Raw genomic sequence first — 20523 nt, forward strand, 5'->3', positions numbered from 1 at the left:
CTCTACACGGTAGTTATGCCTTTGATGTGTAAGCAGAATTTCAGTTGCTGAAATTGTGATGCGTGTGGGTTTTTTTGCCCCATTGCGGCGTTGATTCCCGCGTTGGCCGCCTGTGCGAGTCCGTAGGTTGATCCCCCAAGGCCGCTGCGGAAGAGCGGCCGATCGTTCGGCCCGCGGCGCGATTCGCCGAGGCGGCGCCGGACTTCCGATGCCGCGTTCGCGGCCACTAACGTGTAATGAGGGGATTCAACACGATGTCCAATTCGAACAATCCGCTGCGCGTCCGCACCCTGACCGCCGCCACCGCGTTGGCGCTGGCTGCTGCGGCAGCACCGGCGTTCGCCGGTCAAGCCGTCGTCTCCGGTTTGAAGTCCGGCGAGACCTACAACCAATTCATCGTCAAGTACAAGAACGGCAGCGCGCCGACCGCCAGCAGCGCCTCGGTGGCGTCGTCGCTGAGCAACGCCGGCGCCCGCACCGTGTTGCCGGCTGCGTCCAAGGGCAAGAAGCTGGGCCTGAGGCACCTGCGCCGCATGGCGATGGGCGCCGACGTGGTGGTCAACAACACCGCCCTCAATAGCGAAGAGGCGCGCGCGGTGATCCAGCAGATCGCGGCCGACCCGAACGTGGAGTGGGTGCAGCCCGACTACATCATGCGCGCGCTGGCGGTGCCCAACGACACCCGCTTCGGCGAGCAGTGGCATTACGCCGACAGCGCCGTGGGCATCCGCGCGCCGACCGCGTGGAATACCACCAGCGGCAGCGGCGTGGTGGTGGCGGTGATCGACAGCGGCATCGTCTCGCACACCGATCTCAACGCCAACGTGCTGCCGGGTTACGACTTCGTCACCAGCACCACGGGTCTGGGCTGCAGCGGCGCTACCGATTGCGGCGCGTCCGAGGACGGCAACGGCCGCGACGCGGACCCCACCGACGTGTCCGGCGCCACCACCGGCTACCACGGCAGCCACGTGGCGGGCACCATCGGCGCGGTCACCAACAACGCCAGCGGTGTGGCCGGCGTGGCCCACGGTGCCAAGATCGTGCCGGTCCGCGCGCTGGCCAAGCACGGCACGGGCTCGACGTCCGACATCGCCGACGCGATCGTTTGGGCGTCCGGCGGCGCGATCAGCGGCGTGCCCGCCAACGCCAACCCGGCTGAAGTGATCAACATGTCGCTGGGCGGCGACCGCCCGTGCTCGGACACGCCGGCGTATCAGACCGCGATCAACACCGCGACGGCCAACGGTTCGATCGTCGTTGCGGCGGCCGGCAACAGCAACATCGACGTCGCCGGCTCGACCCCGGCGAGTTGCGGCAACGTGGTCAGCGTCGCCGCCAGCGACCAGGGCGGCAAGCGTGCGTGGTACTCGACCTACGGCGCCGTCAGCATCACCGCGCCGGGCGGCGAGACGTGTTCGCCGACCAACGAGTTCCTGCCGTTGAACCGCAAGCCCACGGGCAGCGATTGCACCCGCAGCCATCCGGCCCAGGGCGTGCTGTCGACCATCAACGGCAACGGCTATGGCTGGCTGCAGGGCACGTCGATGGCGACCCCGCACGTGGCCGGTGTGGTGGCCTTGATCCAGGCGGCAGCGTCCACGCCCAAGACGGTGGCGCAGGTCAAGCAGATCCTGGCCGATACCGCGCGTCCGATTTCGGCGGCCAACTGCCCCGGCGGCTGCGGCCCGGGCCTGATGGACGCGGCGGCGGCGGTTGCGGCCGCGGGCGGCGGTGGCAATCCGAACCCGAACCCCAGCGTGCAGACCTACACCAACGGCACCGACGCCAACATTCCGGACAACAACACCACCGGCGTGAGCAGCAGCATCGCGGTGGCGGGGCGTACCGGCAACGCGCCGGCCGATGCCAAGGTCTCGTTGAGCATCGTCCATACCTACCGCGGCGACCTCAAGGTGGACCTGATCGCGCCGGACGGCTCGGTCTACGCCGTGTTCAACGGCGTCAGCAACGACAGCGGCGATAACGTCACGATCAGCAATCAGTCGGTCAATCTGAGCAGCGAAGCGCTCAACGGCACCTGGAAGCTGCGTGCGGTCGACCGCGCGCAGGTGGATACCGGCCGCATCGACAGCTGGAGCATCACGTTCTAAGCCTTGTCGCAGCGTGCGGGCCCGCGCCTGCGCCGAACTGCATCGATGGAGCCCCGGTTCGCGCCGGGGCTCTTTTTTTCTGTCGGCAGCTCGTGGCGGCACACGCCTGGCGGCGGCGAAGCTTCGGCCACCGACCCGGCCGAGTCGCCGCGTCAGGGTGAGGTCTCGGCGCCGGACACGATCTGCATGGCCCTGTTGCACAGCCAATGTGCCGATTATTTTTCAATATTCGAAATTGTGAGTTCGATCAGAAAATTAAGGCCTGCGAGCGCTGGTATTGCGCTGTGCCGGTCCGGCTTCATCGGTAGCGTCGGCTTGTCGCGGATTTCGCCGCGATCGGTCCGCCCTGGCTGTAAGCGCCGGACCTCATTGCCGCCGGACGCGGCCCACTCACCAGTTTCAGGGGATCGGTTCCAATGTCGAAAAACACCCGCACTTTGCGCCTCACCACGCTCGCCGTCGCCACCACCCTGGCCGTGGCCGCCTACGCGGCTCCGCCGGCCGTGCAGCCCACCGTGCCGCAAGCCGGCGGTGGCCAGAACCGCGTCTGGATCCGTTTCCAGCCGGGCCAGAAAGCCGGCCTCAAGGCCAAGATCGACAGCCGGGTGCAGGCGCTGCGCGCCGCGGCTTCGGCCAAGGGCCTGAGCGCGGCCAGCGTGGCCGGCGGCAAGACCCACTACGAGTTCGACCGCATCAATGCGGTGGTGATGACCTTGCCGCCGGAAGTGCTGGCCGAACTGCGCAAGGACAAGAACCTGGTCATCGAGCAGGACGTACCGCGCTATCCCTTGGCCGAGTTCCTGCCGTATGGCGTGCCGCTGGTGCAGTCGCCCGACACGGTCGCCACCGGTGCCGACGGCACGGGCGTCAAGGTCTGCGTGATCGACTCGGGCATCAAGGCCGACCATGAGGATTTCGCCGGCATCGCCATGACCGGTGTGGGCCAGAGCGGCAGCACCTGGAATCAGGACACCTGCGGTCACGGCACCCACGTGGCCGGCACCATCGCCGCCGTGGGCAGCAATGGCGCCGGCGTGGTCGGCGTGAGCCCGGGCAAGGTTTCGCTGCACATCATCAAGGTATTCGATGGCCCCACCTGCGGCTCGGTGTTCAGCTCCACCGTGGCGGCTGCCGCGCAGCAGTGCGCCGATGCCGGCGCAAAAGTCATCAACATGAGCCTGGGCGGCGGCCTGCCTAGCAGCTCGGAAGACACCATTTTCACCAACCTCTACAACCAGGGCGTGCTCTCGGTGGCCGCTGCGGGCAACAGCGGCAACAGCACCAAGAGTTACCCGGCTTCGTACACCAATGTGCTGTCGGTGGCGGCGCTCGACGCCAACAAGGTCAAGGCCGCGTTCTCGCAGTTCAACGACGCGGTCGACATCGCCGCGCCGGGCGCGGACATCGCCAGCACCTATCCCAAGCGCGGCACGCCGCTCACCGTCGGCGGCAGCAGCTACGACAATCTGCCCATGGTCGGTTCGGCTTCGGTCACCGTCAGCGGTGCGATCGTCGATGGCGGCCGTTGCGTCAGCGCTGGCAGCTGGAGCGGCAAGATCGTCCTGTGCGAACGCGGCGAGAACACCACCCAGCAGAAAGTCGACAACGTGAAGGGCGCCGCTGCCGTGGGCATAGTCCTGTACAACAACGTCGCCGACCCGTTCGCCTACAGCACGGGCGTGCCCAGCCCCACCACGATCAGCGGCATCGCGGTCAGCCAGGCCACCGGTCAGGCCCTGCGCGGCAAGGTCGGCCAGGTCGCCACCCTCAACCCGACCCCGGTGTACGGCACCCACAGCTATGCCGTACTCAGCGGCACCTCCATGGCCAGCCCGCATGTGGCCGGCGTGGCCGCGCTGCTGTACAGCGCCAAGCCCAGCGCCACCGCGGCAGAAGTGCGCAATGCGTTGACCTCGACCGCCCAGGATCTGGGCACCGCCGGACGCGACAACGACTACGGCTTCGGCCTGGTGCGCGCGTTCGAGGCGGTAGACGCGTTGACTGGTGGCGGCACCACACCGCCGAACCCGACGGCGCAGACCTACAGCAACGGCACCGACGCCAACATTCCGGACAACAACACCACTGGCGTGAGCAGCAGCATCGCGGTGGCGGGTCGTACGGGCAACGCGCCGGCCGACGCCAAGGTCTCGGTGAGCATCGTCCATACCTACCGCGGCGACCTCAAGGTGGACCTGATCGCGCCGGACGGCTCGGTCTATGCCGTGTTCAACGGCGCCGGCAACGACAGCGGCGATAACGTCACGATCAGCAATCAGTCGATCAATCTGAGCAGCGAAGCGCTCAACGGCACCTGGAAACTGCGTGCGGTCGACCGCGCGCAGGTGGATACCGGTCGCATCGACAGCTGGAGCATCACGTTCTGATCGTCGGGCGACCTCGCGCGGCGTCCGCTCCTGGATGCCGCGCGGGCTCTGGTCTCGCAACCACCAGCCCCGGCTTCGGCCGGGGCTTTCTTTTGTTTCGTTCAGGGGTTTCCCAAGTGGAAAATTCGTTTCGCAGTGAGGTCCGTTGCGGCCGAAAAATCGGTATTTCCTAGTATTCAGCTGTGATTTTCGCACTTGCCGTTCGCGGTGCGCTTTCTATGTGTAACGGTTGTGTCAGAAATTTTTCAATGTTTGAAAATTCGATGTCAGTCGCAAATCGCCGCCAATTCGGTGCGTGTTCAGCGCTCCACAAGCTTGCGCCGCTTCGTAGCGTAGGCCCGCCACGGACTTCGGGCCGTGGATCGGGGTCCGGCGCGGGCATCGCGATGCACCGCCACCGAACCGTCCTCGCCGCCTCTTGCGGCTTCAAGTACAGGGATCAGTCACGATGTCGAACCAGCACAGCCCGCTTCGCCTGCACGCGCTCGCCGCCGCCACCGTATTCGTACTCGGCGCGGTAGCCGCACCTGCCGTCGCCGGCCAGGCCCACGTCGCCGGACTCCGCTCCGACGCCGGCTACAGCCGCTTCATCGTCAAGTACAAGGACAACAGCGCCCCCGCGCGCAGCAGCATCGCGGCGGCTTCGTCGCTGAGCGGCATGGCCGAGCGCACGGTGTTGCCGGCCGCCTCCAAGGGCAAGCGCGTGGGCCTGAAGCAAGTGCGCCGCATGCTGCTGCCGGGCGCCAGCGTGGTCGCTGCCGACCGCAGCTTGAATCGCGACGAGACTGAGGCGTTGATGCGTCAGATCGCGGCCGACCCCAATGTCGAATTCGTCCAGGTCGACGGCCTGCGCCGCGCGCTGGCGGTGCCCAACGATCCGGACTTCAGCAAGCAGTGGCATTACGCCGATAGCACGGCGGGCATCCGCGCGCCGACCGCGTGGAACAGCGCCATCGGCGACGGCGTGGTAGTGGCGGTGGTGGACAGCGGCATCCTCGCCCACACCGACCTCAACGCCAACATCCTGCCGGGCTACGACTTCATCAGTTCGACTACCGGCTTCCCTGCCGCCGAATGCCAAGCGGCAGGCGGCAGCGCCGGTTGCGGCAAGTCCGACGACGGCGACGGCCGCGATGCGAATCCCAACGACTCATCCAACATCGTCCACGGCACCCATGTGGCCGGCACCATCGCCGCGGTGACCAACAACGGCGCCGGCGGCGCGGGCGTGGCCCCCGGCGCCAAGGTGGTGCCGCTGCGCGCGCTCGGCAACCAGGGCTTCGGTTCCGACTCCGACATCGCCGATGCGGTGGTCTGGGCCTCCGGCGGCACCGTCGCCGGTGTGCCGGCCAACGCCAATCCGGCCGAGATCATCAATCTCTCGCTGGGCGGTGCCGCGCCGTGCAGCGAAACGCCGGCCTGGCAGGCGGCGATCGACACCGCGGTGGCCAACGGCTCCATCGTGGTCGTGGCCGCGGGCAACAGCAATATCAACGTCTCCGGCTTCACCCCGGCCAGCTGCAACGGCGTGATCCGGGTCGCCGCCAGCAACAAGGCCGCCAAGCGAGCCTCCTACTCCAACTACGGTGCCACCATCCACGTGACCGCACCGGGCGGCGAGAACGGTCCGTTCGGCCCAAGCGCCACCGAGGGCGTGATTTCGACCGTGCGCAGCAACGGCTACGGTCCCATGGCCGGCACTTCGATGGCGGCGCCGCACGTGGCTGGCGTGGCCGCGCTGGTGCAGTCGGCGTCGGCCACGCCCAGGACCACGGCGCAGATGCTGCAGATCCTGCAGAGCACCGCGCGTCCGATCTCCACCGCCAACTGCTCCGGCGGTTGCGGCGCGGGCATCATCGACGCAGCGGCGGCAGTGGCGGCGGCGGGAGGCGGCGCGCCGGGCAACAACGCGCCGGCGGCCAACTTCACCTCGTCGGTCAACGGCCTGACGGTGAGCTTCACCGACACGTCCACCGACAGCGACGGTTCCATCGCCTCGCGCAGCTGGAACTTCGGCGACGGCAGCACCGCCACCGCCGCCAATCCCAGCAAAACCTACAGCGCGGCCGGCACCTATACGGTCACCCTGACCGTCACCGATGACGACGGCGCCACGAATACCAAGACCGCATCGGTCACGGTGAGCAGCGGCGGCGGTACGCAGACCTATAGCAACACCGCCGACGTCAACATCCCGGACAACAACGCCACCGGCGCGACCAGCACCATCAACGTCACCGGCCGCAGCGGCAACGCACCGGGCAATGCACAGGTGTCGGTGAACATCCAGCACACTTACCAGCAGGATCTGATCGTGGACCTGATCGCGCCGGACGGCACGGTCTACAACCTGTGGAACCGCCAGGGCAACAGCACCGACAACGTGATCATCACCAATCGCGTCGTCAACCTGAGCAGCGAGACGCTCAACGGTGCGTGGAAGCTGCGTGCGGCCGATCGCGCTTCGGTCGACACCGGCTTCATCAATAGCTGGAGCATCACCTTCTGATTGCGGTTCCCCTGTCCGGCGCGCTCGTTACCCCTATGCCCTCCGCGGGCGCGCCGGACTCTTATCATCGCGACCCCGTCCCGGGAGGGCGGGGTCTTGTGGCGTTCAGGCGCGCGCGCGTAGCGTGTTTCGCAACCCCGTCCGGCGGGTCAGCGCGTTAGTACGGAACATCCCTTCAATGGAGCTACGACCATGGCCAAGACCTCACGCCGCTTCCTGCTCGGCACCGCCGCCGCTTTATTGTCCCTGGTGGTGACCGCCTGCATGGCCTCCGGTCCGGCCAAGGTGGCGCCGTTGACGGGCGAGGGCCCGTTCCAGCAGTTCATCGTCAAGTACAAGGACGGCACCGCGCCGGCCGTGGAATCGGCGGTGCAGGCGCGCCTGGACCGCACCGCGGCCGGCAGCGGTCTGAAGAGCGCCGGTACGCCGGTGAAGTTGAACAAGCAGCTGCGCTTGTCGGTGGGCGCCGAGGTGTTCCGCGCCGACCGGGCGCTGAGCAAGTCCGAGGCCGAAACGCTGATGCGCGCGTTCGGCGCCGATCCCGACGTGGAGTACATCGAGATCGACGGCATCATGAAAATCATGCCGGTGACGGGCAGCGACATCCGCTGAGGGGCGCTGCCGGCGCGGCGTCGGAAATCGAGGGCGCGGTCGCGAACCCTCGGCCGGCCCGCGGCGCCGAGGGGAGGGCGCGGCAACGCCGATCCTGCGATTTGCCCTATCCCGGCCGCGCAGCACGCAGCGGGTGGCGATTGTCATGGGCTGGCCGCGGCGTCGCCCCGATTCGGCGCCAAATTGACTAGCTAAAACAACGTGTTACGCACGTTGCCTGCGCCCAAAACCGCAACTGTATGTTGCGGCGCGGCACAGTTTTGTGTCAATTTCACGTGGAAGCGGTTACCGAAGTAATTTGTGATAGTAGTCACAAATCTCTTTGCTTGATGAGTGGATTTACCCGTTGTCACCCCCTTGCGTGTTCGCTTAGCGTCACTTTACGGACGTTTTTTGTCAGGTCCGTACACCAACCGTTCGAGTTAGGGCCGCGGTTCGCGCCGCGGTTCGGAGAGAGGCTCTTGCGGTTTTTGCCGCGCTTAGCGGCTTATTCCAGCTTCGGGGGTTCCATAGATGTCTCAGCTGTCCTCGCGTCGCATTCGCGTGCACGCCCTGGCTGCCGCCACGGCAGCAGTACTGGCTTCGACCGTGATCGCCGCCCCGGCGTTCGCCGCCGGCCGCGTCAACCTCGCCGGCCTGCAGTCTTCCGAAAAAGTTCAGCGCTTCATCGTCAAGTTCGCCGACGGCAGCGCACCGACCACCAATGCCACCACGATGCAGCGCTCGCTGAGCAGCGCCGCCACGACCGCCGGCGCCGGCAAGGCGCTGGGCATCCGCTCGCTGCGCCGTACCGCGCTGGGCGCCGACGTCGTGCGCAGCGACCGCGCGCTCGACCGCGTCGAGGCCGAAGCCCTGATGCGCCAGATCGCCGCTGACCCGAACGTCGAGTACGTCGAGGTCGATAAGCTCAACCATGCCTTCCTGACCCCGAACGACACCCGCTACAGCGAACAGTGGGGCTATTCGGGCACTTACGGCATCAAGGCCAACCAGGCGTGGGACGTCACCACCGGCACCGGTTCGGTCGTCGCCGTGCTCGACACCGGCATCACCAGCCACAGCGACCTGAGCGCCAACATCCTGCCGGGTTACGACTTCATCATCGACACCACCGTGTCGAACGACGGCAACGGCCGCGACAGCGATCCCAGCGATCCGGGCGACTGGGTCAGCGCCAACCAGTGCGGCGGCAGCCACGCCGCACAGGGTTCCAGCTGGCACGGCACCCACGTCGCCGGCACCATCGCCGCGGTGACCAACAACGCCAAGGGCGTGGCCGGCGTCGCGTTCGGCGCCAAGATCGTGCCGGTGCGCGTGCTCGGCACCTGCGGCGGTTACGACTCCGACATCGCCGACGCCATCATCTGGGCCTCCGGCGGTACCGTCAGCGGCGTGCCGGCCAACGCCAATCCGGCCGAGGTCATCAACCTCAGCCTGGGCGGCTCCGGCGCTTGCGGCACCACCACCCAGAACGCGATCAACTCGGCGGTCAGCCGCGGCACCACCCTGGTCATCGCCGCCGGCAACGACAACACCAATGTGTCCAACGCCTCGCCGGCGAACTGCAACAACGTCATCGCCGTGGCGTCGATCACCAGCACCGGCGCGCGTTCGAGCTTCTCCAACTACGGTTCGCTGATCGACATCGCCGCGCCGGGCTCGAACATCCTGTCGACCCTCAACAGCGGTTCGACCACGCCGGGTTCGGAAACCTACGCCTCCTACAACGGCACCTCGATGGCGACCCCGCACGTCGCCGGCGTGGTGGCGCTGATGCAGGCCGCGGCGACCACGCCCAAGACGCCGGCCGAGATCGAGTCGATCATCAAGGCCAACGTCACCGCGTTCCCGTCGACCCCGTCGCAGAGCATCGGCCCGGGCATCCTCAACGCCAAGGCCGCCGTCGACGCCGTCAACGGCACCACGCCGCCGCCGACCGGCACGCTGACCAACGGCACGCCGGTGACCGGCCTGTCCGGCTCGGCCGGCACCGAGCTGCGCTACACCCTGGTGGTTCCGGCCGGCGCCAGCGCGCTGAAGTTCGTGACCGCCAGCGGCAGCGGCGACGCCGACCTGTTCGTGAAGTTCGGCAGCGCGCCGACCACGTCCAGCTACGACTGCAAGTCCGAGGGCAGCACCAACGCCGAGACCTGCAACATCGCCACGGCCCAGGCCGGCACCTACCACGTGCTGGTGCGCGGCTACTCGACGTTCTCGGGCCTCAGCCTGACCGGCAGCTTCACCACCGGCGGTGGCGGCGGCACCCAGACCTACAGCAACGCCACCGACTACACCATCAGCGACAACGCCACGGTCGACAGCCCGATCACGGTCTCCGGCCGTAGCGGCAACGCGCCGAGCAACGCCTCGGTGACGGTGGCGATCGTGCACACCTACCAGGGCGACCTGAAGGTGGACCTGGTGGCTCCGGACGGTTCGCTCTACAACATCCACAACCGCACCGGCGGCAGCGCCGACAACGTCAACAAGACCGTCACGCTGAACCTGTCGAGCGAAGCGCTCAACGGCACCTGGAAGTTGCGCGTCAACGACAACGCCGGCGGCGACGTCGGCTACATCAACAGCTGGAGCGTCACGTTCTGATAACGATATTTCGCGGCACGGACGCTGCGAATGCTCTCTCCGACCCCGGCCTTGGCCGGGGTCTTTTTTTTCCGCGCGCCATGCGTTCGCGTACGCGAACGCGCGTATACAGCAGCCTTGTCTATACAAAAATGACTGGAAGCGATTACTGGCCGTATGCATGACAGTCATCACGTATGCGGTGTCGAATCGGGTCGAAACGCGCTTGTTCCACCGGCTAGCTGCGCTTAGCGTCAGCACGGGCGAATAGGGGTTCGCCTTGTTTCATCGTTCGAGCGCATCGCCGGACCATCGCGCGCTGCGGCATTGCCCGTGTCAAGCACATCGCTTGTGTCCAACACGTATCAACTCGCCGGGTGCGGCCGACGCCGTCGGTCGCATGCCAAACGATTGATCCGCGCTCGCCATCGCAGGCCGCAACGGCCGGCGACTAGGAGCGGCGAGCCGGTCATGCCCTCTACTACGGATGGAGAGAGACTCATGAAACGAATGTACGGTTCCCTGGTCCTGCTGGGACTTTCGACGCTCGGCACCGCCATGGCGGCGCCCGGTGCGCGTCCCGCGGCGTTCGACCACAGCCTCACCGCGCTCGACCGCGTCGATATGCGCACGATGCAGGCGGTCGACGTGCCGGCATTGCAGGCCGAGGATCGCCAGCGCGAAGCGCACGATCTGCCGCCGCGCTTCGCGCAATCGCTGTCGGTGGACCTGACCCCGCTCAACTCGGGCGTGTGGGAAGAAGTCGGCAACGACATGGTCTGGCGTCTGCGCGTGCAATCGCGCGGCGCGCTGTCGCTGAACTTCGGTTTCAGCGAATACAAGATGCCCGCCGGCGGCCGCCTGCTGGTGTACCCGGCCAACCTGAGCCGCGCCGCCGCCTCCGATCCGTCGGCGGTGCGCGTGTACACCGCCGCCGACAACGAAGCCCACGGCCAGCTGTGGACGCCGATCGTCAACGGCGCCGAGGCGGTGATCGAAGTGGTGGTGCCGCGCGACGCGGCCGGCCAGCTCAAGCTGCGCCTGGCCAAGGTCGGCCACGACTACCGCGGTTTCACCCGCATGGCCCAGCAGCTGCAATCCGACATGGTGACCCCGCTGGGCACCTCGGGCAGCTGCAATGTCGACGTGGTCTGCCCGGAAGGCGACGCCTGGCGTCCGCAGATCCGTTCGGTCGCGGCGATCTCCACCGGCGGCAGCCTGTTCTGCTCCGGCAGCCTGCTCAACAACGCCGCCAACGACCGCAAGATGTACTTCCTGACCGCGAACCACTGCGGCATCAGCGCTTCCAACGCCGCCTCGCTGGTTACCTACTGGAACTACCAGAACTCCACCTGCCGCGCGCCGGGCAGCACCCAGAGCGGACAGAACGGCAACGGCTCGCTGGCCCAGACCCTGACCGGCGCCTTCCATCGCGCGTCCAACGCGGCCTCGGACTTCACCCTGGTCGAACTGGACGACGCCGCGCCCGCCGCCTACAACCTGTTCTGGAACGGTTGGGACGCGCGCAGCGGCGATTTCAGCGGCGCCACCGGCATCCACCATCCCAACGTCGCCGAGAAGCGCATCAGCCACGGCACCAGCGCCACGCGCACCACCAGCTACGGCGGCGCCAACACCAATCCGCCCTCGCCGGGCGACGGTTCGCACATCTTCGTGCGTTGGATCCCGGGCATCGGCGTCACCGAGGGCGGTTCCTCGGGCTCGCCCTTGTTCAGCCCCGAGAAGCGCGTGATCGGCCAGTTGCACGGCGGTCCGTCCTCGTGCGGCGCGGCGGATAACGCCAAGGCCGACTACTACGGCCGCATCTCGGTGTCCTGGACCGGCGGCGGCACCAACGCCACCCGCTTGAGCAACTGGCTCGATGCCGGCGGCACCGGCGTGCAGTTCATCGACGGCCTGGATTCGTCCGGCGGCGGCAACACCGCGCCGACCGCGAACTTCTCGTCTTCGGTTTCGGGCCTGACCGCCACCTTCACCGACAGCTCCACCGACAGCGACGGCACCATCGTCTCGCGTGCCTGGAACTTCGGCGACGGCGGCACTTCCACCGCGACCAACCCCAGCCGTACGTATGCCACCGCCGGTACCTACACGGTCACGCTGACGGTCACCGACGACGACGGCGCCACCAACACCAAGACCGCCACGGTCACGGTCGGCGGCACCGGCGTGCAGACCTACACCAACGGCACCGACTTCGCGATCAACGACAACACGACCATCAACAGTCCGATCACGGTGTCCGGCCGCAGCGGCAACGGTCCCAACAACGCCTCGGTCTCGGTCACGATCACCCACAGCTACAAGGGCGATCTGAAGGTCGATCTGGTCGCGCCGGACGGCACGCTCTACAACATCCACAACCGCACCGGCGGCAGCGCCGACAACGTGATCGGCACCTTCACCAAGGACCTCACCAGCGAACCGCTGAACGGTACCTGGCGCCTGCGCGTGAACGACAACGCCAACGCCGACACCGGCGTGCTCGACACCTGGAGCATCACGTTCTGATGCAGCACCGTCCACTCCGGTTTCGGCCGGAGTGGACAACGCCCTGACGGTCAGGCCGGCGGGGCAACGCCATCGGGAGCGAGCGTCGATCCCGAATCCGGTAAGTCCTCCCGCTCCAACGCCACCGGCGTAGGGGCGGGAGTCCGCGTGCCCGGAAGGTTCCGCCCCGCAATCCCTTAGCCAGCCTCATCCACCCCATCCAATAGATCGGCGCAGGCCGATCGATCGGCACGTTCGCAGCGGGCCCGGGCCCGCACGTCAGGAGATCGCCATGCGCCTCGCTCACGCCGCCTTGCTGCTCGCCTTCACCGCCGCCGCGCCCGCCAGCGCGGCCGCCGCCGAGGACGAGGCGGTATTCGTCACCGCCCATTACCGCGACCGCGCGCAGTTGCAGCGCGTCGCCTCACGTTTCCAGCATCTGATCGTCGACCGCGAGGCGCGCACCGTGCGTGTGGAAGCGCTGCCGGAGGACATCGCCGCGCTGCGCAGCGCCGGCTTGCGCGTGGAGATCGACGCTGCCGCGACCGAACAGCTGCAGCGCATGCAGTCGGCGATGGCCAAGGCGCCGTTGCTGGGCCCGGCCGCGATTCCCGGTTACGCCTGCTACCGCACGGTCGAGGAAACCTACACGACCATGGACGACCTGGCCGCGGCCAAGCCCAACCTGGCGCGCATCGCCAACATCGGCCCGAGCTGGCAGAAGAGCCGCAACGCCGCCAGCGGCTACGAGATGAAGGTGCTGCGGCTGACCAACACCGCCACCGACGCGGCGCTGCCCAACAAGCCGACCATGGTGGCGTTCGGCTCCATCCACGCCCGCGAATACACACCGGCCGAACTGGTCACGCGCTTCGCCGAATGGCTGGTCAACGGCTACGGCACGGACGCCGAAGCGACCTGGCTGATGGACAACTTCGCCTTCCAACTGGTGCTGCAGGCCAATCCCGACGGGCGCAAGAAGGCCGAGGCCGGCGCCTCCTGGCGCAAGAACACCGACAACCTCAACGGCAGCTGCAGCGCCTCGTCCTACGGCGTGGATCTCAACCGCAACTTCCCGTTCCACTGGAACAGCGCCGCCGGCGGCTCCAGCGGCAACGCCTGCGCCGAGACCTACCGCGGCCCGTCCAGTTCCTCCGAACCGGAAACCCAGAACCTGGTGCGCCTGGTCGCCGGCACCCGCAACGCCAGCGGCGTCTACACCGGTGGCCTCTTCCCCGACCGCCGCGGCGACGCCACCAGCAGCGCCGCGCCCGACGACTATCAGGGCCTGTTCTTCGACATCCACAGCTATTCGCAACTGGTGCTGTGGTCCTGGGGCGACACCACCACGCCGGCACCCAACAGCGTGCCTCTGCAGACGCTGGGCCGGCGTTTGGCGTACTTCAACAACTACCGCCCGCAGCAATCCAACGAGCTCTACGCCACCGACGGCACCACCGACGACACCATGTACGGCCTGCTGGGCGTGCCCAGCTACACGATCGAACTGGGCGTGGCGTTCTTCGAAAGCTGTTCGACCTTCCAGAACTCGACCCTGCCCAACAATCTGCGCGCGCTGCGCTACGCCGCGCGCAACCTGTACGCGCCCTACCAGTATCCGTCCGGACCCGACACGCAGTCGGTCGCGGCCTCGGCGGCCACCGTGCCGGCGGGCACGCCGGTGACGATCACCGCCAGCGTCAGCGACGCCACCTACAACCAGAGCAACGGCAGCGAAGCGGTGCAGAACATCGCCTCGGCGCGCGCCTACCTGGACGCGCCGCCGTGGGCCGCCGGCGCGGTGCCGGTGGCGATGAACGCCAGCGACGGCAGCTACAACGCCAGCGCCGAAACGGTCACGGTCAGCCTGCCCACCGCCGGCCTCAGCCCCGGCGTGCACACCGTCTACGTGCAGGCCACCGACGCCGCCGGCAAGCCCGGCACGCCCAACGCGGTGCGCTTCACCGTGTCCGGCAGCGGCGGCAACGCGCCGCCGGTGGCGAACTTCAGCGCCGCCGTCAGCGGCCTGAGCGTGAACTTCAGCGACAGTTCCAGCGACAGCGACGGCAGCATCGTGTCGCGCAGCTGGAACTTCGGCGACGGCAGCACCTCGACCGCGACCAGCCCCAGCAAGACCTACGCCGCGGCCGGCACCTACACCGTCACGCTGACGGTGACCGACGACGATGGCGCCAGCAACACCAAGACCGCGTCGGTCACCGTCGGCACGTCCGGCACCCAGACCTATCGCAACGACGCCGACTACACGATCAACGACAACGCCACCGTCAACAGCCCGATCGCGGTAAGCGGGCGCAGCGGCAACGCGCCGGCCAACGCCTCGGTGACGGTCAACATCCTGCACAGCTACAAGGGCGATCTGAAGGTCGATCTGGTCGCGCCCGACGGCACCCTCTACAACATCCACAACCGCACCGGCAGCAGCGCCGACAACGTCACCGGCACCTTCACCTTCAACCTGTCCAGCGAAACGCTCAACGGCACCTGGAACCTGCGCGTGAACGACAACGCCAGCGCCGACACCGGCCGCATCGACAGTTGGAGCATCACTTTCTGACCTTGCGCGCGCCCGCCGTTCCGGCCGGCGCCGGAGCGGCGACGCCGCATCGTCGCCCGTGCGGCCGGGGCAACCCCCCGGTTCCGGCCGTCCTTCCGTCGCGCCCCCAACCCCAAACCCCGGGCGCAACCACCAGGAGTCGCACCATGCACGCCACACACGCCCCGCTGCCGACGCTGCTCGCGTTGGCCCTCGCGCTGACCGCAGTCCCCGCGTACGCGCAAACCTCGCACGAGCACGAGCATGCGCGTCCCGCAGACGCCAGCGACGACCCGTTCGCGCCGGTCTACGTGGTCACCTCGCGCGAAACCTTCGACGCCGGCGTCAAGACGCTGGCGCGTCAGTCCACCGCCCGCGTCGGCGTCACCGGCGCGCCGTTGGTGATCTCGGAGGTGAAGACCCATCAGCTGACCGACATCACCCGCCACGTGCACGAGAAGGAACGCCGTTGCGGCGGCTACTTCGCTTTCGCCACGCGCGCCGAAGCCGAAGCGTTCGTGCGCAACGACCGCAGCGCGCAGGCCATGGCCGGCAAGTTCCTCGCCGCCTACACCATCGACAACCAGGCCACGGTCACGCCCTGGCTGGGTCAGGTCGGCGAGGCCAACATCCGCTCCACCATCAGCCACCTGTCGACGCAGTATCCGAACCGCTATTACGCGTCCACCACCGGCCGCACCTCGGCCGAATGGATCCGCAACACCTGGCTGGGCCTGGCCAACGGCCGCAGCGACGTCAGCGCCGAGCTCTACACCGGCTGCACCAACTGTTCGACCCAGCCTTCGGTGATCCTGACCATCCAGGGCACCGAGCTGCCGAACGAGGTCGTGGTGCTGGGCGCGCATCTGGACTCGATCTCCAACTCCGGCAGCGGCAACGCCATGAACGCGCCCGGCGCCGACGACGATGCCTCCGGCATCGCCACCCTGACCGAAGTGCTGCGCATCGCCATGGCCAGCGGCTACAAGCCCAAGCGCACGGTGAAGTTCATGGGCTACGCCGCCGAGGAAGTGGGCCTGCGCGGTTCCAAGGCCATCGCCACCGCGTACCAGAGCCAGGGCGTCAACGTGGTCGCCGCGCTGCAGCTGGACATGACCAACTACCGCACCAGCTCCGATCCGCACGTCAAGGTCATCACCGACTACTCGAACGCCAGCATGGTGCAGTTCCTGCGCGATCTGTTCACCGCCTACATGGGCAGCAGCGGACTCACCCTGGCCACCGAGGCCTGCGGCTATGGCTGCTCCGATCATGCTTCCTGGACCGCGGCCGGCTATCCGTCGGCGATGTACCACGAAGGCCGTCTGTTCCCGAACCTGCACACCTCCGGCGACACGCTGGCCAACATGGGCAACTCGGCCACCAATAGCGTTCCGTTCGCGAAGCTGGGCTTGGCCTTCCTCGGCGAAGCGGCCAAGACCGGCGGCACCAGCCCGGGCAACAACGCGCCGGTGGCGAACTTCTCGTCCTCGGTCTCGGGCCTGACCGCCAGCTTCACCGACAGCTCCAGCGACAGCGACGGCAGCATCGTCTCGCGCAGCTGGAACTTCGGCGACGGCACCACCTCCACCGCGACCAACCCCAGCCGCACCTACGCCACTGCGGGCACCTACACGGTCACGCTGACGGTCACCGACGACGACGGCGCCACCCATGCCAAGACCGCCTCGGTCACGGTCGGCGGCACCGGCGTGCAGACCTACAGCAACGGCACCGACTTCGCGATCAACGACAACGCCACCGTCAACAGCCCGATCGCGGTCAGCGGACGCAGCGGCAACGCACCGACCAACGCCTCGATCACCGTCAACATCCTGCACACGTACAAGGGCGATCTGAAGGTCGATCTGGTCGCGCCGGACGGCACGCTCTACAACATCCACAACCGCACCGGCGGCAGTGCCGACAACGTCACCGGCACCTTCATCAAGAACCTGAGCAGCGAAGCGCTCAACGGCACCTGGAACCTGCGCGTGAACGACAACGCCAGCGCCGATACCGGCCGCATCGACAGCTGGAGCATCACGTTCTGAGTCAGACGTCCGGCGCGCCCGCGCGGCGCGCCGGACGCTTTCGCGCAGGTCATCGCGGGTGGGAGACGGGTCGAAGCCGCGCATCCTCCCCAACGTCACTACGGCGAAAGCCGGAACCCATTTTGACGTTCGCCGCAACGGCCATGGCATGGCCGTCGCCCGATGCTGAGACCGAGCAAAATAGCGAAGATCAAATTGGGTTCCGGCTTTCGCCGGAATGACGGGGTGGGGCGGTTATGCAGCCCGCTGCGAAGCCGCCCGCCTCAGATCGCCTCGAAACGATTCGCCGCGACGTTCTTGCGCACCTTGTTCGGATCCCAGATCAGGCCGTTCATGGCGATGTACACGCCCGGCGGCAGCGACTGCACCGCGCCGACCGCGCAGCCGACATTGAACTCGGCGTCCGACCCGCGGAAGCGCGCCGGGCTCAGCGCGCCGGTCAGCACGATGGTCTTGTCGGTCAGCGTCGCCAGTACCTTGGCGGTCTCGACCATGGTGTCGGTGCCGTGGGTGATCAGCACGTGCCGGGCAGGTTGCGCGGCGATCGCGGCGCGGATCAGCTCGCGGTCGTCCTGGGTGATGTGCAGCGAGTCCTTGCGGATGATCGGAATCACGTTGAACTGGAAGGTCACGCCCAGCTCGCGCAGGATGCCGCCGATCTGCGGCTCGCCGATCTGGTAGTCGGACTTGTCGTCGAAGTAGATCTTGTCGATCGTGCCGCCGGTGGTGACGATGCAGAGCTGGTCCATCGAAGCTGGGTCGCGTGGCTGGAGTCGACGCAATTATAGGCCGCGCTGGCCGGCTGGACCGCTCCCACAGAAAGCCAATATCGCTCCTGCAGCCACCAAGCGTGCCGGCGCCGGACTACGCCGCCGGCTTGCCGCCGAAGCGCGATTTCAGCCCCGGCAGGCTGGCCGCGAACACCACCACCACCGCCAGCACCAGTTCGGTCCAGGCCAGCAGGCGTTCGGGCGGGCGCGAGTAGGCCACCATCACGCCGTGGCTGAACCAGGCCAGCGCCAGCACCGCCGACCAGAAGCCCGCGCGCGCTTGGCCGCGCAGCACGCCCAGCGCCAGCCAGGCCGGCGGCAGCGCGAACACCGCCAGCGCGCCCCAGGACGGCGGCACGCGGCCGCCGAACCAGAACGCGTACAACGCGACCAAGGCCAGCAGCGCCAGCGCCAGGATCTTGCGCGCCAGGCTCACCGGCTCACCTTGGCCACCAGTTCGGCGACCCGACGCCCCAGCGCGCGCGCGAGCTTGGCCTCGTCCTCGCTGGGCTGCGGATCGTCCTGGCTGCCCGCGACATGGCTGGCGCCGTAGGGCGTGCCGCCGGTGCGGGTGCTGCTGAGCGTGGGCTCGGTGTAGGGAATGCCGAGGATCACGCAGCCGTGATGCAGCAACGGCACCATCATCGTCAGCAGGGTCGATTCCTGGCCGCCGTGCTGGGTGGCGGTGGAGGTGAACACCGCCGCCGGCTTGCCCACCAGGGTGCCGCTGGCCCATTCCGCGCCCAGCCCGTCCAGCCAGTGCTTGACCGGCGCGGCCATGTTGCCGAACCGGGTCGGACTGCCCAGCACCAGACCCGCGCATTCGACCAGGTCGCGCGATTCGACATAGGGCGCGCCGTCGTCCGGCACCGGCGGCGCCGCGGTCTGGGTCACGGCCGCGACCGGCGGCACCGTGCGCAGCCGCGCCTGCACGCCGTCGACCTCGCCGATGCCGCGCGCGATCTGGCGCGCGAGCCGCGCCACCGATCCGCCGCGGCTGTAGTAGAGCACCAGAACTTCGGGCATCGCATTCTCCTGTGGCCGTCAAGGATAGTGGCTCAGTCGCCGCGTGTGCGAGCCGGTGACGGGCGCGGCGGCGGTCAGCGGGCTCCCGATCCCTGCATGCCGCGGGCACGCCCCATCGGTTACCCTCCGGTCGATGGAGCCGCTGAACACGATCAACCGCTGGGGCGACCGCATGCGCGACCGCGCGCGCGTCGGCACCTTCTTCCGCTTCCTGGCCCGGCGCTTCCTCGACGACAACCTGTTCCAGGCCGCCGGCGCGCTGTCCTACACCACGGTGTTCGCGCTGGTGCCGCTATCGATGGTGGTGTTCGGGGTGCTGTCGGCGTTTCCGGTGTTCGGCGAATGGAGCGACCGCCTCAGCGACTACGTCTTCTCCAACTTCGTGCCCTCGGCCGCGCGCTCGGTCGAGGCCAGCCTGAAGCAGTTCTCGGCCAACATCGGCCAGCTCACCGCCGCCGGCGTGATCGCGTTGGTGGTGTCGCTGCTGATCACCCTCAACGGCGTGGAATCGACCTTCAACCGCATCTGGCGGGTCAAGGCGGCGCGGCCGCAGGTCGGGCGTTTCCTGGTCTATTGGACCGTGCTGACCCTGGGCGCGCTGATGGCCGCGGCCAGCCTGGCGGTGTCGGCCAAGTTCTTTTCGATGGAAGTCTTCGCGACCCAGCCCGGGCGCCTGCTGGAACGCGTGATGCTGCAGCTGGCGCCGGTGGCGATCGAGTGGCTGGCGTTCGCCGCGATTTACCGCGTGGTGCCGCACCGCACGATCCACTGGCGCCACGCCTTCGCCGGCGCGCTGCTGGCGGCGACGCTGTTCGAACTGGTGAAGTGGGGCATTGGCCTGTACCTGGGCAGCTTCGGTTCGTACTCCAAGATTTATGGCGCGTTCGCGGCGGTGCCGATCTTCCTGCTGTGGATCTACCTGAGCTGGATCGCGGTGTTGCTGGGCGCGTCGCTGGCCTCGTCGATCTCCGCCTTCCGCTACCAGCCGGTGTCCATGCGCCTGCCGCTGGGCTTCGAGATGTACGGCCTGCTGCGCCTGCTGGCGCGCTTCAACGAAGCCCGCGCCGAGGGCCGCGGCCTGCACAGCGACGAGATCCAGCAGCTCGAACCCATGCTCACCGACACCCTGGTCCAGCAGATGCTGTCGCAGCTGTGCCAGATCAACGTGGTCGCGCGCGCCGAAACCGGCGAGTGGCTGCTGTCGCGCGACCTGGACGAACTGTCGATGGGCGAACTCTACGAAGCTTGCGGGTTGCGCATTCCGATCGCCGAGGCCAGGCTGCCCTGCCGCGACGATTCGCTGGGCCGCTCCGCGGTCGCGGCGATGGACGAATTGCGCGTGCCCTTGCGCGAACTGCTGAAACGCCGCGTCTCCACCATCCACGCCGACCAGGAATGAA

11 protein-coding genes and 2 pseudogenes are annotated in these 20523 nt (G+C 67.8%); 10 read left to right on the forward strand and 3 right to left on the reverse strand.

Features of this window, described 5'->3' with window-relative positions; all coding sequences use genetic code 11:
* Positions 1–254 precede the first annotated feature (254 nt).
* The 9 genes and pseudogenes from LVB77_RS06415 (at position 255) to LVB77_RS21295 (ending at position 17327) form a co-directional block, all read left to right on the forward strand.
* Positions 255–2114 carry a S8 family serine peptidase gene (locus LVB77_RS06415; protein ID WP_232909355.1) on the forward strand — a complete coding sequence of 620 codons (1860 nt, stop codon included), beginning with the start codon at positions 255–257 and terminating at the stop codon, positions 2112–2114.
* 416 nt (positions 2115–2530) lie between these two features.
* Positions 2531–4501: a S8 family serine peptidase gene (locus tag LVB77_RS06420; protein WP_232909356.1), complete on the forward strand. Its 1971-nt coding sequence runs from the start codon at positions 2531–2533 to the stop codon at positions 4499–4501.
* A 448-nt stretch (positions 4502–4949) separates the two neighbouring features.
* Positions 4950–7010 carry a S8 family serine peptidase gene (locus tag LVB77_RS06425; RefSeq protein WP_232909357.1) on the forward strand — a complete coding sequence of 687 codons (2061 nt, stop codon included), beginning with the start codon at positions 4950–4952 and terminating at the stop codon, positions 7008–7010.
* A gap of 192 nt (positions 7011–7202) precedes the next feature.
* The gene (locus LVB77_RS06430; protein ID WP_232909358.1) at positions 7203–7622 is read left to right on the forward strand and encodes a hypothetical protein; all 420 of its coding nucleotides are present in this window, start codon (positions 7203–7205) and stop codon (positions 7620–7622) included.
* A 513-nt stretch (positions 7623–8135) separates the two neighbouring features.
* Positions 8136–9863, forward strand: a pseudogene (locus LVB77_RS06435) (S8 family peptidase); the annotation flags it as partial.
* A gap of 180 nt (positions 9864–10043) precedes the next feature.
* A pseudogene (locus tag LVB77_RS06440) lies at positions 10044–10226 on the forward strand (proprotein convertase P-domain-containing protein); the annotation flags it as partial.
* 480 nt (positions 10227–10706) lie between these two features.
* Positions 10707–12737, forward strand: a complete 2031-nt coding sequence (locus LVB77_RS06445; RefSeq protein ID WP_232909359.1) for a proprotein convertase P-domain-containing protein — start codon at positions 10707–10709, stop codon at positions 12735–12737.
* Between the two features lie 271 nt (positions 12738–13008).
* Positions 13009–15294 carry a M14 family zinc carboxypeptidase gene (locus tag LVB77_RS06450; RefSeq protein ID WP_232909360.1) on the forward strand — a complete coding sequence of 762 codons (2286 nt, stop codon included), beginning with the start codon at positions 13009–13011 and terminating at the stop codon, positions 15292–15294.
* A gap of 146 nt (positions 15295–15440) precedes the next feature.
* Positions 15441–17327, forward strand: coding sequence for a M20/M25/M40 family metallo-hydrolase (locus LVB77_RS21295; protein ID WP_305068928.1), 1887 nt, complete (start codon positions 15441–15443; stop codon positions 17325–17327).
* A 263-nt stretch (positions 17328–17590) separates the two neighbouring features.
* Here LVB77_RS21295 and LVB77_RS06470 read toward each other — a convergent pair whose 3' ends face one another.
* The 3 genes from LVB77_RS06470 to wrbA all read right to left on the reverse strand — a co-directional run bounded on the left by LVB77_RS06470 (position 17591) and on the right by wrbA (position 19123).
* Positions 17591–18076, reverse strand: coding sequence for an asparaginase domain-containing protein (locus LVB77_RS06470; RefSeq protein ID WP_232909361.1), 486 nt, complete (start codon positions 18074–18076; stop codon positions 17591–17593).
* 115 nt (positions 18077–18191) lie between these two features.
* Positions 18192–18533, reverse strand: a complete 342-nt coding sequence (locus tag LVB77_RS06475; RefSeq protein WP_232909362.1) for a DUF2069 domain-containing protein — start codon at positions 18531–18533, stop codon at positions 18192–18194.
* Positions 18530–19123 carry an NAD(P)H:quinone oxidoreductase gene (wrbA, locus tag LVB77_RS06480; RefSeq protein WP_232909363.1) on the reverse strand — a complete coding sequence of 198 codons (594 nt, stop codon included), beginning with the start codon at positions 19121–19123 and terminating at the stop codon, positions 18530–18532. The genes LVB77_RS06475 and wrbA overlap by 4 nt, the downstream gene beginning before the upstream one ends.
* A 133-nt stretch (positions 19124–19256) precedes the next feature.
* On the opposite strand from wrbA, the gene LVB77_RS06485 reads away from it, so the two are divergent.
* Positions 19257–20522: a YihY family inner membrane protein gene (locus LVB77_RS06485; protein WP_232909364.1), complete on the forward strand. Its 1266-nt coding sequence runs from the start codon at positions 19257–19259 to the stop codon at positions 20520–20522.
* Position 20523: the final 1 nt, after the last annotated feature.

This window comes from Lysobacter sp. 5GHs7-4, from assembly GCF_021284765.1.
Classification (GTDB): domain Bacteria; phylum Pseudomonadota; class Gammaproteobacteria; order Xanthomonadales; family Xanthomonadaceae; genus Lysobacter.